Genomic DNA, 11,970 nt, shown 5'->3' with positions numbered 1-11,970 from the left:
AGCAAGGGGGCCTTCCTGTACTTCACGCGAGCAACGCCACAGGTGACGCCTAGCGGTCGTCGTCAGCAATAAGCGCTTCAAGTGCCGGAAGAGCCGCCGCGAGCGCCGCCTGATGCTCCGAAGTCAGCCGTTCGAGGCGCATGCCCAGTTCATGCACCCGCGTCGACCGGACGCCGGAAACCAGCCTCTCGCCCTCTTCGGTGGCCTCCGCGAGCCAGGCCCGCCTGTCGATCGGGTCCGATTCACGGCTGACGTAGCCGGCCTCGACCAGCGAAGCGACGATCCGCGACATGGTGGCCGCGGCGACGCCTTCCTTCGCCGCGAGATCACCCAGACGGAGCTGGCCGTAGTTCACGAGCGTGGCGAGCGCCGAGATCGCGCCGTGGCCCGGTCCGGGCACTCCCGCCTGCCGGAGTGACCGGGACAATCTGCCCACCGCCAGGAACAATCTGCCCGAAACGTCCTGGACCGCTGACGTGGTCACCACTGGCTCCTCTGGGTACACGGTGGCGCGGTGCGCCCCCGGAAAGTGCCGTCAACCATACGGGCTTCCGGGGCACACTCGCCGTCAAGGCCGTGAACCGTACAAAAGGGTTATCGGGGTGGGCTGGAGGCGTGTGCCCAGAATCGCTGCGGAATCCGTCCCGCGCTCGCGGCCAGCCGTCCCGCGGTGACGGCGGCGCGCATCGCCGACGCCATCCGTTCCGGGTCCGCGGCCCTGGTCACGGCGGTGGAGAGCAGGACGGCGTCGCAACCGAGTTCCATCGCCAGCGTCGCGTCCGAGGCCGTGCCGATCCCGGCGTCGAGGATCACCGGGACACCCGCACGCGACACGATCAGCTCGATGTTGTGCGGGTTCCGGATGCCGAGACCGGTGCCGATGGGCGCGCCGAGCGGCATCACGGCCGCGCAGCCCGCCTCCTCCAACCGGAGCGCCAGAACCGGGTCGTCGTTGGTGTACGCGAGCACGGTGAAGCCGTCCGCGGTGAGCTGTTCGGCCGCTTCGAGGGTCTCGAACGGGTCCGGCAGCAGGGTGCGGTCATCGGCGTGGACCTCAAGCTTGATCAGGTCCGTTTCGAGCGCCTCACGTGCCAACCGCGCGGTGAGGACGGCCTCGGCGGCCGTGCGGCAGCCCGCGGTGTTCGGCAGCAGGCGGATGCCGAGCCGCCGGAGCAGTTCGAGCACACCCGAGCCGCCATCGGCGTCGGCCTTCCGCATCGCGACGGTGGTCAGTTCCGTGCCGGACGCCACGAGTGCGCGTTCCACCACGGCGAGGTTCGCCGCGCCGCCGGTGCCGATGATCAGCCGTGACGAGAGCTTGTGCTCGCCGATGACGAGATGGTCGCCGTCCATTTTCATCCTCCTTGGACCGCGGTCAGGATGTCGACGCTGGCGCCCTTGCGCACCACCGCTTCCGGCCATTCGCCGCGCCGGACGACCACGCCGTCCACCGCGACCGCGACGCCCCGCGCCGCCGTGCCCAGCGCTTCGAGCACGCCTTCGACCGTTGTCCCGTCGGGGAACTCACGCCGCTGGCCGTTGACCTGGATCTCCATCACATCCGCTCCTTGCTGAACCGACCACTGAGCCGCGCCGGTGCGGCCGCGGCGATCTCGTCCGGCAACGGCTCGCCGTCCAGCCAGGCCAGCGCGGCGTCCGCGGTGACCGGGGCCATCAGGAGGCCGTTGCGATGGTGGCCTGTCGCGGCGAAGACGCCTTCGCCCAGCTCACCGATGAAAGGCATCGTGTCGACGCTTGCCGCGCGAAGCCCGGCTGCGATCTCGACAAGTTCGTACTCGGCGATGCCCGGGAGGACTCGCTCCGCGCCTTCGAGCAGCTCGCGGACCCCACGGGCGGCGACAGTCTCGTCAAAACCGGCCTCGTACTGGGTCGCGCCGAGCACGAGTTCGCCGTCGTCACGCGGGACGAGGTAAAGCGGGCGGCCCTCGACCATCGCGCGGACGGTCCGGCGCGGCGGCGGCAGGCAGCCCCGGCGGGGCCGCAGCCGCAGGATCTCGCCCTTGAGCGGGCGGACGGCGTCGGCGAGCGCGGGATGCAGGCGGCCGGTCCAGGCACCGGCGGCGAGAACGACATCGCCTTCGAGGTCTTCGAAGCCCGTGACCGTCTCGTGGCGAAAGCCGACCGCATGCTTGTCACCAGCGTGTTTGAGCGCACGCAGCAGCCTTCTGTTGTCCACGGCCAGATCCCCGGGCACCAACAGTCCACTTCGGACAGAGCCGGAGATCCCGGGCTCGGCACGGCGGACCTCGCGGCCGGTCAGCTGCTCGACGTCGCGGCCGAGTTCGGCGAGGTACGCGGCCAGCATTTCGAGGTTGCCCGCGTCGGCGCTGTCCAGTGCGACGACGAGCGTGCCGTGCGGCGACAGACCCGGGTCGACGCCCTCTTCCGCCAGGTCACGGGCGAAATCGGGCCAGCGCCGCAGCGACGCCTCGCCGAGGGCGAGAACGTCCTCCTCGCCGGGCCAGGCCTCCGTGACCGGGGCCAGCATGCCGCCCGCGAGCCAGGACGCGCCGCGCCCCGGATCGGGGTCGAAGACGGTGACGCGGTGGCCGCGCACGGCAGCACGCCAAGCGATCGAGAGGCCGATGACCCCGCCGCCGACTACCGAAAGTTCTCTCATGAACGCACGCTCCCTGCGCCGGCATGATCCGGATCAGGTTCCACGGTCGGAGCGGTCGCGGCTCCCTCTCAGCCCGTCCTCGGGCTCCCGTGCGGACCATGCCACCGTAGCGCGCGGGTAACGTCGCCGCCATGCCCACCCTGTCTGATCCGCGGCTCCGCGCGCGGCTCGCGAACGCCCGCCTGTACCTCTGCACCGACGCCCGGTCCGACCGCGGCGACCTCGCCGAATTCGCCGACGCGGCACTGGCGGGCGGGGTCGACATCATCCAGTTGCGGGACAAGACCGGCGGCGCGCCGCTGGAGGCGAAACACGAGATCGCGGCGCTGGAAGTGCTGGCCGAGGCGTGCGAGAGGCACGGGAAGCTGCTGGCGGTGAACGACCGCGCGGACGTCGCGCTCGCCGTCGGCGCGCAGGTGCTGCATTTGGGCCAGGACGACATCCCGGTGCGGCTGGCCCGCGAGATCCTCGGCGACGACGTCGTGATCGGCCGGTCCACCCATTCGGCCGAACAGGCCAAGGCCGCGGCCGAGGAGCCGGGCGTTGACTACTTCTGCACCGGCCCGTGCTGGCCGACGCCGACGAAACCGGGCCGCTCCGCGCCGGGCCTCGACCTGGTGCGCGCGACGGCGGCTTTTCCGACGTCGCGGCCGTGGTTCGCGATCGGCGGGATCGACGCCGATCGCCTGCCGGAGGTCCTGGACGCGGGGGCGTCACGAATCGTCGTCGTCCGGGCGATCACCGGCGCCGAAAACCCCGAAGCGGCCGCTCGCGCCCTTCGCTCCTCCCTGACGCCGCAACCAGTCCTCTAGTTGCGGTACTTGCGTGTGCATGCACCGCAACTAGAGGACTACTTGCGAGGTCGGGGCTGGGTCAGGGGGCCGGGGTGCCGGAGGCGGGGGCCGAGTGAGTCGTCGGGGGTGCCTGTGAGGTTGACGGCGGGGTCGTCGAAGGCGTCGTCGACGGGGTGGTCGTCGGCGTCGTGGGCGTCGCCGGGGTGGACGGCGTGGTCGTCGGCGTCGAGTCCGGCTGCTTCTCGCGGGTCTCCGAGGGGGACGTCGCTGGCGGGGTGTCCCGCTTGTCCTGCCGCTCCTGGGCCTGTCCGCCGCCGATGATCTTCCCTATGGTCGTCCCTTCGCCACCGCCGAAGGTCTTCCCGGTCGCGCCTTCGAAGCCGGTGATCGCGACGAGCGCCACCACGAACGCCACCACGCTGACACCGGCGATCACGGCCCAGCGCGGCTTGAACTTGCGCTCCGAAGACCCTGAAGCCTCGTCACCGTCCAGCGGCGTGAGCCGGACGGTCTCCTGGTCCGCCGGATCGAGCACTTGGCGCCGTCCCGGCACGGTCAGTACCATGCGCGCCTTCAGTGCCGCGTCCTTCGTCCGCTGCAGGGAACGCAGGTACAGCTCGCCACCGAGGGTCGTGATGACACTCGCCAGTCCCGCACCGGCGACGGTGCCCGCCACGCCGAGCGTGGAACCCAGCAACGCCGCGGTGATCGCGGCCATCGCGGCCGCCGTCACCTGGACGACCCGCCCCTGCTTTTCGGTCTTCTCGGAGGTCTCCTTGGTCATGATCCCGTTCTGCCGCTAGTCGGTCCTCACCCAGTCCTAACGATTAAGGCGCGCGGGATGCTCCCTTCGTTGTCCACACGTGAGGAGCGCCACGCCATCTGTCCACAAAGGACTTTCAACAATTCACGATTCCTTGACAGGATAAGACATATGGAACTGGTTTCGATCGACGAAATTCGCGACGCGGCGAGCCGTGTCAAAGGCGCCGCGGTACGCACGCCACTACTGGCCCAAACGTGGGCGCCGTTGTGGCTCAAACCGGAAAGCCTCCAGGAAATCGGCGCTTTCAAGGTACGCGGCGCGTTCAACGCGATCGCCGCTTTGGCCGACGAGCGGCGCGCTCGCGGCGTCGTCGCGTTTTCCAGTGGCAACCACGCGCAAGCGGTCGCCTACTCGGCGAAACGATTCGGGATCCCGGCGGTGATCATCGTCCCGGACGTGGCACCGCGTGCCAAGGTCGAAGCCACCAAGGCACTCGGCGCCGAAGTCATCGAGGTCCCGATCGACCGGCAGCGGTCCTCGGCGCTCGCCGTCGCCGAGGAGCGCGCGCTCACCTTCATCCCGCCGTACGACCATCGTGACGTCATCGCCGGGCAGGGCACCGTCGGCCTGGAGATCGCCGAGGACCTGCCGGACGCCGGTGTCGTACTCGTCCCGCTCAGCGGCGGCGGGCTGGCCTCCGGTGTCGGCATCGCGATCAAGGCACTGCTCCCCGGCACGAAGGTCATCGGGGTCGAGCCGGAACTCGCCGCCGACACCGCCGAGAGCCTGCGTGCGGGCAGGCGGATCGAATGGCCGATGGACCTGCGGGCGCGGACCAGCGCCGACGGCCTGCGTGCCCAGCCGTCGGAGCTGACGTTCGCGCACCTCCAGTCGGTGCTGGACGACGTCATCACCGTCACCGAGGACGAGATCCGCGAGGCCGTCCGGACGCTGGCGTACCGGTCACGGCTGATCGCCGAGCCGAGCGGCGCCACCGCGACCGCCGCGTTCCTGTTCCATCGCGACGCGCTGCCGGAAGGGAAGGTCGTTTCGGTCGTTTCGGGCGGCAACCTGGACCCGGCGACACTGGCCGGGATCCTCAATGACTAGCGGGCCGGACGTGCGTCGGCGGGGAGTCGACACCGCAGTGGAGGCACTCGCCGGGGTGCGGTGACTCGTCATCGGCGTGTTCGGCGGAAGGCGCCCCGAGGACCCCGTTGTGGATGCCGAGCGCGATCAGCCCGCCCCCGATGGCCAGCGCCGCGCAGACCAGCAACGCCGTCCGCCAGCCCGACGTCAGCGCCACCGGATCGGTGTAGGCGGCGCCGGACAGCCCGGCGACGGCGGGCAGCACGGCGATCGCCAGCAGCCCGCCGGACCGGGCGATGGCGTTGTTGACCCCGGAGGCCACGCCGGCGTAGCGGTCCGGCGCGGCGGCGAGCACGGTGGCGGTTACCGGCGCGACGACCGTCGCCAGCCCCGCCCCGAACACGACGACGGCGGGCAGCACCGAGCCGAGGTACGTCGACCCCGGGCCGACCCGCATCAGCAGCAGCATCCCGACGCCGACCAGGATCGGGCCGATGACCAGTTGCGCCCGCGGTCCGATCCGCTGCGCCAGCGCGCCGGACCGGCCGGAGAACAGCAGCATGATCACGGTGATCGGCAGCCCGGCGAGCCCGGCGGCGGTCGGCGAGTAGCCCAGCGACACCTGCAACTGCATGACCATCAGCATCATCACGCCGCCGAGTGCCGCGTAGACGACGAACGTCAGCGCGTTGGCGAGGCTGAACGTCCGGTCGCGGAACAGCTTCGGCGGCACCAGCGGGTCGGCCGAGCGGTGCTGGATCACCAGGAACGAGCCCAACCCCGCGACGCCGAGCACGATGGCGATCAGGACGACGACGTCGCCGATACCGCGTCCGGGCGCCTCGACCAGCGCACCGGTGAGCCCGGCGAGCCCGATCGCGCCGGCGGCGGCCGCGAGGAAGTCCGGATGCCCGGTGGCCTCTTCGTCACGCGACTCGGGCACGTACCGGTGCGCGAGCAGGACACAGACGGCGGCCAGCGGCAGGTTGATCAGGAACGCCAGCCGCCACGACCACACCTGCACCAGCACGCCGCCGAGCAGCGGCCCGACCGCCGCGGCGATGCCACCGAGCCCGGACCACGCGCCGATCGCGCGGGCCCGGTCGTCATGGGCGAAGGACGCCTGCAGGATCGCGAGCGAGCCGGGCGTGAGCAAAGCTCCCCCGATGCCCTGGAGGATCCGGGTCGCGACGAGCATCTCGGTGGACGTCGCGGCGGCGCACAGCCCGGAGGCGATCCCGAACCAGACGACGCCGATGACGAACATGCGGCGGCGGCCGTAGCGGTCGCCGAGCGAACCGGCGACGAGGATCAGCGCGGCGAGCGCGAGCAGGTAGCCGTCGAGAATCCATTGCAGGCCCGCGACGGACGCCTGGAGCTCCTCGCCGATCCTCGGCAGCGCGACGTTGATGATCGTGCCGTCGAGCATCGCCATCCCCGAACCCACGATGGTCGTCGCGAGTATCCCGCGCGCCACCGGCGTCCCCCACCGGATACCCGCCGCCGTGTCAGTCATGGGACGACTGAATCACGACGGACGGTGCCGGGCCACCGCGAAATCTGCGTTAGCGGAGGAAGGGCGATCTTTTGCCGGTTTATCTGACTCGTCAGGGAAGCAACGTAGTGACGAATTTGTAACGATCGCCCCGATAGATCGCACGGGCGAACTCGACCGGTTTTCCGTCGGTGGCGAAAGAATGCCTCGAAAGGAGCAACATCGGCATCCCGACGTCGGCGCCGAGCATCTCCGCCTCGTGCGGGCCGGCAAGTGCGGTCTCGATCGTTTCCTCGGCCCTTTCCAGTTCGACGCCGTAGTGTTCCCTCAGCACGGCGTACAGCGAACCACCTGCGGAAACGTGTTTGCGCAAACCGCGAAACCGGCCCAACGGGAGATGTGTGGTCTCCAGCGCCATCGGCTGCGAATCGGCGAGCCGGAGGCGGCGCAGACGAAGGATCTTCGCGCCGACGCGGATTCCGAGCAGTTTCGCCAGATCGGCTTCCACCGGCAGTTCGTCGATCTCCAGCAGCTTCGACGACGGCTTGAGGCCCTGCTTTTGCATGTCTTCGGTGTAGGACGACAACTGCAGTCGCTGCGCGAGTTTCGGCTCGGCGGCGAAGGTGCCCTTGCCCTGCACGCGATGGAGCCTGCCCTCGGCGGTCAGGTCGGCGAGCGCCTGCCGGACCGTGGTGCGCGAAACGGTGAATTCCCCCGCCAGTGCCCGCTCCGTCGGAATCGGTGATCCCGGCGGCAACGCGTCGAGCAGATCGAGCAGATGCTGTTTCAGCGCCCAGTACTTGGGTTCGCGCTGCCCGCGCATCCCTGCTGTAGCGCCCGCCTCACCCGCGGTGGTTGTCTCCAACATGACCGACTCCCTAAGCCTTCCCACTCAAACGCGCACCTGCCCCGCTAGGAAACGTACCCTTCACCACAAACGTCCCTTCGGGCTAGCATTGGTCTAGACCTACTCGGGGGACGAAGTACGTCCGGTGGAAGGGAACGAGATGACCGAACAGCGCCCCGGCGAGCACATGGCCGCGGAGATCTCCCAGCAACCCGCCATTCTGGCAGGAATCGTGGAGCGACAGGCCGAAATCGCCGAGGTGGCCGAAGCCATCTCCCAGCGCCCGCCCAGGTTCGCACTGCTCGCCGCCCGCGGCTCCAGTGACCACGCCGCCCTGTATGCGAAGTACCTGATCGAAGTACTCCTCGGTCTCCCCTGCGGTCTCGTCTCACCCTCCACCGCGACTTTGTACGGCGCCCGTCCCGATCTGCGGGACGTTCTCTTCATCACAGTAAGCCAAAGCGGCGGTTCGCCGGATCTCATCGAGGTCACCGAAACAGCGCGTCGCCAGGGCGCGCTGACCGTCTCGGTCACCAACACCCCGGAATCGCCACTGCGTGCCGCCGCCGAACTCGGCGTCGACATCGGCGCGGGACTGGAAAAGGCCGTCGCCGCCACGAAGACGTACTCGGCCACCTTGCTCTCCCTTTACCTGCTGATCGACGCGGTCCGCGGCGGCAAGGGCGAGGACGCGAAGAAACTGGGCGAACTCGCGCAGCAGACCCTCGACGGCGCGGACGAAGGCGTGCGGCGCGCGGTGGACCGCTACCGCTTCGTCGACCGGGTGCTCACCACCGGCCGCGGCTACTCCTATGCCTCGGCGCTGGAAGGTTCGCTGAAGCTGGCCGAAACCAGCTACCTCGCGGCCCGCGCGTACAGCGGCGCGGACCTGTTGCACGGTCCGGTCGCCGCGGTCGACGGCGAGACGGCGGTGCTCGCGGTGACGAGTGCGGGACACGGCGTCGGCGCGATGCAGGAGGTCCTCGAGGCCGTCGGCAAACGCGGCGCGGACGTGCTCGCGGTCGGTTCCGCCTCGGCCGACGTCCCGGCCGCGTTGCGGATCGGCGTCGCCCCTTCGGCCGAAGAGGTCGCCCCGATCCTGGAGATCCTGCCCATCCAGCGGATCGCGCTCGGCCTTTCGCTGGCGCGCGGCGGTGACCCGGACAGCCCGCGCGGGCTGCTGAAGGTGACCAAGACCCGGTGACCCACGTCATCGGTGTGGACGCCGGAGGCACGTCGACGCGAGCGATCGCGCTCGACGCCTCCGGCTCCGTCCTCGGCGCCGGTCGTGCGGGCGGGGCGAATCCCAATTCCCATCCACCCGCCGAAGCCGCCGCGCGGATCGCGAGCGCGATCACCGGCGCGCTGGGCGGACTGGACCCGGCCGCGACGGCGGCCTGCGTCGTCGGGATGGCGGGTGTCAGCAAACTGAGCGATCCGGCGATAGCGGAGATCTTCGCGACCGCATGGAAGAACGTGGGGATCAGTCCGGTGCGGACGGTCCCCGATTCCGAGGTCGCCTACGCGTCGGCCACCTCCGCGCCGGACGGTTCGGTACTGGTGGCAGGCACCGGGTCGATCGCCGGACGGGTCCGCGGCAGGCGGCTCGTCTCCACCGTCGGCGGCTACGGCTGGCTGCTCGGTGACGAAGGTTCGGCGTACTGGCTCGGCCGTGAAGCCGTTCGCTCCACTTTGGATGCTCTCGGCCGGGGCGACGGACCGGGTCCGCTCGCCACCGCCGTGCTCACCGAAGCACTGGGACCGTCCGCAATGGACGCGGCCGAAAGCCGGGACGCGGCGGCACGGACGGCGGTGTGGCGTGCGCTCATCACGAGTGCCAACGCCGAGACGCCGATCCGGCTCGCGCGGTTCGCCCCGTTCGTCAGCGAGGCCGACCGCTCCGGCGACCCGGCGGCGGACCGGATCACCACCGAAGCGGCCCGGCTTCTGGTGTCCAACGTCATGGCCGCGCGCGAATCCGGGGAAACCACGCCGGTGGTCCTGGTGGGCAGTGTGTTATCCCCGGACGGCCCGGTCGGGGCGAAAGTCCGCGCCGAATTGGCCGGCCTCGACGTCCTGACCAGCACCGACGGCGTTCTCGGCGCCGCTTGGCTCGCCGCTGTCGACGCGTTCGGGGAAGGCGCGCCGCGGCCGGTGCCTGCCTGAAAAACACCAAAAACGACCCTGAAAAGACCAAACCATCGACTCCGGGCCCGAACTCCGGGTACCGTAGGACCCGGCCCCCGGACCCTCCCCCCTCGCCGGGGGCCGCCTTATGTCCTAGGCAGCCCATCGGGCTCGGAGTCAGCGGGGTTCTCGCCCGCCGGATCCGCTTTTTCCGGGGCTTCCACCACACGCAATCCGGGGTGTTCCGGCGGCAGTGTGCGATAAAGCACCCAGCCGCTCACGGCGACCGTCACCGCGACCAGCGGCCAGGAAAGCAGCGTCCGCGCGATACCGAGCGCGACCACCTGCCCGCTCCACCACAGCGAGCCGTACACGACCACTCGCAGTGTGTACTGAAGGAACACCCACACCCAGCTCGCCCGCGAATACGCGCGCACCAGCGCGGGATCGCGGCGCCAGCGGGTCTTCTGGCCGATCACGAGCCCGACCACGACACCGAGCAGTGGCCACCGGACCAGGTTGCCTGCCGCCCACAGCAGCGCGCTGGCCACATTGGACAGCAGCTGGATGAGGAAGAAGTCCTCGGCGCGCCCGGTGTGCAGTGCGATCAGCGCGGCGGCGATCACCGCGGCGAGGCTCACCACGACCGCGCGTGCCTTGTCGCCACGCGTGACCCGGTAGACACCGAGCACCACCGCTACCCCGATGGCCGCACCGGCACCCCAGGCGATCGACTGACCCGCGATCAGCCAGCCGACGACGAAGGCGGCCGGCGGGATGCTCGCGTCGATGGCGCCCCGCCGTCCGCCGAGGATCTGGGCGAGCGACTCGCGCTGGGGTCGATAGGTCACCCTTACAGCCTGCCGGATCAGGGAGCCGGGACACCCGCCCGGGGAGATGTTCGCCACACCAGGTGTCCGGTTTGCGCCTGCTTGAGGGGAAAAACCGCAGCGCAGGAGTGTACATCCCACTAAAGGAGATGCGTGGACGTCCGACAAAATAAGAGACTGTGTCAGCAGGCTTAACCACGGGTTTCGCTCAGGTGGGATTGCAGGGGCGTTCCCAGCTGTTCGTTGTGATGTACAAGTATCAACCGGGGGAACACGGACGGAAGGGGACCCAACGTGTTTGGATTCGACAGCTATGTGGCGATCGGTGACAGCTTCACCGAAGGACTCAACGACGGACTGCCCGACGGCACCTTCAGGGGCTGGGCGGACAGGCTGGCGGAGATCCTGGCCGAAGGCAGGCCCGATTTCCAGTACGCGAACCTCGCCCTCCGCGGCAAGATGCTCGACGAGATCCTCGAAGAGCAGCTGCCGATCGCTCTCGCGGTGAAGCCGGACGTGGTCACCCTGTGCGCGGGCGGCAACGACATCATCGTGCCCGGCGCGGACGTGGACGCCGTCGCCGCGCGGCTGGAGGCGGGGGTCGCCAAGCTGCGCGAGGCCGGGATTCCGGTGGTCATCTTCAACGGGCCGGACACCAAGTACCTGTCGGTCATGCACGTGCTGCGCGGCAAGGTCGGCATCTACAACGCGCATCTGTGGGCGATCGCCCACCGCCACGGCGCGAAATTGGTCGACATGTGGGCGATGGCGCCACTGCACGACCGGCGTGCCTGGAGCGACGACCGGCTGCACTTCACGCCCGAGGCCCACCGCCGGATCGCGCTGCGCGCGGCCGAGGTCCTCGGTGTCCCGGTCGGCGACGACTGGCGTGAACCGTGGCCCGACTCCGAGCAGCCGAGCACCTGGATCACCTCGCGGCGTTCCGACCTCGAGTGGACGAAGGCGCACCTGCTGCCGTGGATCCGGCGTCACCTCAAGGGCCAGTCCATGGGCGACGGCCTGTCCCCGAAGCGGCCCGAACTCGCGCCGCTGCTCCCGCTGGAGCAGATCGAACCCACCGCGGTGACCGCCATCCCGACCGAACCACTCCGGGACCCGGTGCGCTCGATCCACCACCACGCGAGCTGAAGGGGACTTTTCCCGCTCCGTGGCGATTCGCGCGTGAAGGACTCCTTCCCGCGGCTCAGCCGAGGAAACTCGACCTTCACACCTTCCCGAGGTACATGAAGGCCCCCTTCCTGTACCTAGGCGCAGGGAAGGGGGCCTTCCTGTACCTCAGGGCGAGCACACGGGCGCCGGTACCGGGTGGGTCGGGTCTCGTGAGTGTTTTGGGTCGTTAGAACGACCCAGATCACTCACG

At 69.7% G+C, this 11,970-nt stretch carries 13 protein-coding genes and 1 riboswitch; of the genes, 5 read left to right on the top strand and 8 right to left on the bottom strand.

From position 1 onward, the window contains the following. Positions 1-49 precede the first annotated feature (49 nt). From AB0M65_RS36870 to thiO, 4 genes are all read right to left on the bottom strand, one after another. Entirely contained in the window at positions 50-484 is a 435-nt protein-coding gene (locus AB0M65_RS36870; RefSeq protein WP_364038790.1) for a MarR family transcriptional regulator, read from the bottom strand. Between the two features lie 110 nt (positions 485-594). Next, on the bottom strand, positions 595-1,353 hold the full coding sequence (locus AB0M65_RS36865) for a thiazole synthase (RefSeq protein WP_364038787.1): 759 nt from the start codon (positions 1,351-1,353) through the stop codon (positions 595-597). Positions 1,354-1,355: 2 nt separating this feature from the next. Then, positions 1,356-1,556 (bottom strand): sulfur carrier protein ThiS, encoded by a 201-nt coding sequence (thiS, locus tag AB0M65_RS36860; protein WP_364038784.1) that lies wholly within the window; start codon positions 1,554-1,556, stop codon positions 1,356-1,358. Next, positions 1,556-2,641: a glycine oxidase ThiO gene (thiO, locus tag AB0M65_RS36855; protein WP_364038781.1), complete on the bottom strand. Its 1,086-nt coding sequence runs from the start codon at positions 2,639-2,641 to the stop codon at positions 1,556-1,558. Before thiO ends, thiS begins: the two co-directional genes overlap by 1 nt. Then, positions 2,635-2,742, bottom strand: a riboswitch (TPP riboswitch). It overlaps the preceding gene by 7 nt. A gap of 30 nt (positions 2,743-2,772) precedes the next feature. Here thiO and thiE point away from each other — a divergent pair. Then, entirely contained in the window at positions 2,773-3,453 is a 681-nt protein-coding gene (gene thiE, locus AB0M65_RS36850; RefSeq protein WP_364038778.1) for a thiamine phosphate synthase, read from the top strand. Positions 3,454-3,514: 61 nt separating this feature from the next. On the opposite strand, the gene AB0M65_RS36845 is transcribed toward thiE, so the two are convergent. Continuing rightward, positions 3,515-4,219, bottom strand: a complete 705-nt coding sequence (locus AB0M65_RS36845; protein ID WP_364038775.1) for a hypothetical protein — start codon at positions 4,217-4,219, stop codon at positions 3,515-3,517. 150 nt (positions 4,220-4,369) lie between these two features. Between AB0M65_RS36845 and AB0M65_RS36840 the strand changes: the two genes are divergently transcribed. Then, positions 4,370-5,311, top strand: coding sequence for a threonine/serine dehydratase (locus AB0M65_RS36840; protein ID WP_364038772.1), 942 nt, complete (start codon positions 4,370-4,372; stop codon positions 5,309-5,311). On the opposite strand, the gene AB0M65_RS36835 is transcribed toward AB0M65_RS36840, so the two are convergent. Continuing rightward, a complete protein-coding gene (locus tag AB0M65_RS36835) occupies positions 5,301-6,806 on the bottom strand; it encodes an MFS transporter (RefSeq protein WP_364038769.1) in 1,506 nt (501 codons plus the stop codon). The genes AB0M65_RS36840 and AB0M65_RS36835 overlap by 11 nt on opposite strands. A 91-nt stretch (positions 6,807-6,897) precedes the next feature. Then, entirely contained in the window at positions 6,898-7,653 is a 756-nt protein-coding gene (locus tag AB0M65_RS36830; RefSeq protein WP_364038766.1) for a GntR family transcriptional regulator, read from the bottom strand. A 139-nt stretch (positions 7,654-7,792) separates the two neighbouring features. Here AB0M65_RS36830 and AB0M65_RS36825 point away from each other — a divergent pair, with 139 nt between their 5' ends. After that, positions 7,793-8,836 (top strand): SIS domain-containing protein, encoded by a 1,044-nt coding sequence (locus AB0M65_RS36825; RefSeq protein WP_364038763.1) that lies wholly within the window; start codon positions 7,793-7,795, stop codon positions 8,834-8,836. After that, the gene (locus AB0M65_RS36820) at positions 8,833-9,798 is read left to right on the top strand and encodes a BadF/BadG/BcrA/BcrD ATPase family protein (protein WP_364038760.1); all 966 of its coding nucleotides are present in this window, start codon (positions 8,833-8,835) and stop codon (positions 9,796-9,798) included. The genes AB0M65_RS36825 and AB0M65_RS36820 overlap by 4 nt, the downstream gene beginning before the upstream one ends. Before the next feature lie 107 nt (positions 9,799-9,905). Here the strand turns inward: AB0M65_RS36820 and AB0M65_RS36815 are convergent, their stop codons facing one another. Continuing rightward, positions 9,906-10,610: a DUF3159 domain-containing protein gene (locus AB0M65_RS36815; protein ID WP_364038757.1), complete on the bottom strand. Its 705-nt coding sequence runs from the start codon at positions 10,608-10,610 to the stop codon at positions 9,906-9,908. 273 nt (positions 10,611-10,883) lie between these two features. On the opposite strand from AB0M65_RS36815, the gene AB0M65_RS36810 reads away from it, so the two are divergent. After that, the gene (locus AB0M65_RS36810) at positions 10,884-11,738 is read left to right on the top strand and encodes an SGNH/GDSL hydrolase family protein (protein WP_364038754.1); all 855 of its coding nucleotides are present in this window, start codon (positions 10,884-10,886) and stop codon (positions 11,736-11,738) included. Positions 11,739-11,970 lie beyond the last annotated feature (232 nt).

Origin of the sequence: Amycolatopsis sp. NPDC051071, from assembly GCF_040682875.1 — a bacterium.
Classification (GTDB): Bacteria; Actinomycetota; Actinomycetes; order Mycobacteriales; family Pseudonocardiaceae; genus Amycolatopsis.
Note: the sequence above shows the minus strand (reverse complement) of the source record. Positions and strands in the feature narration are given on the sequence as shown.

What these genes read in the sequence shown, in the direction of transcription:
- AB0M65_RS36865 (WP_364038787.1), bottom strand. Translation starts at nt 1,353, where the DNA reads ATGGACGGCGACCATCTCGTCATCGGCGAGCACAAGCTCTCGTCACGG.
- thiS (WP_364038784.1), bottom strand. Translation starts at nt 1,556, where the DNA reads ATGGAGATCCAGGTCAACGGCCAGCGGCGTGAGTTCCCCGACGGGACA.
- thiO (WP_364038781.1), bottom strand. Translation starts at nt 2,641, where the DNA reads ATGAGAGAACTTTCGGTAGTCGGCGGCGGGGTCATCGGCCTCTCGATC.
- thiE (WP_364038778.1), top strand. Translation starts at nt 2,773, where the DNA reads ATGCCCACCCTGTCTGATCCGCGGCTCCGCGCGCGGCTCGCGAACGCC.
- AB0M65_RS36845 (WP_364038775.1), bottom strand. Translation starts at nt 4,219, where the DNA reads ATGACCAAGGAGACCTCCGAGAAGACCGAAAAGCAGGGGCGGGTCGTC.
- AB0M65_RS36840 (WP_364038772.1), top strand. Translation starts at nt 4,370, where the DNA reads ATGGAACTGGTTTCGATCGACGAAATTCGCGACGCGGCGAGCCGTGTC.
- AB0M65_RS36835 (WP_364038769.1), bottom strand. Translation starts at nt 6,806, where the DNA reads ATGACTGACACGGCGGCGGGTATCCGGTGGGGGACGCCGGTGGCGCGC.
- AB0M65_RS36830 (WP_364038766.1), bottom strand. Translation starts at nt 7,653, where the DNA reads ATGTTGGAGACAACCACCGCGGGTGAGGCGGGCGCTACAGCAGGGATG.
- AB0M65_RS36825 (WP_364038763.1), top strand. Translation starts at nt 7,793, where the DNA reads ATGACCGAACAGCGCCCCGGCGAGCACATGGCCGCGGAGATCTCCCAG.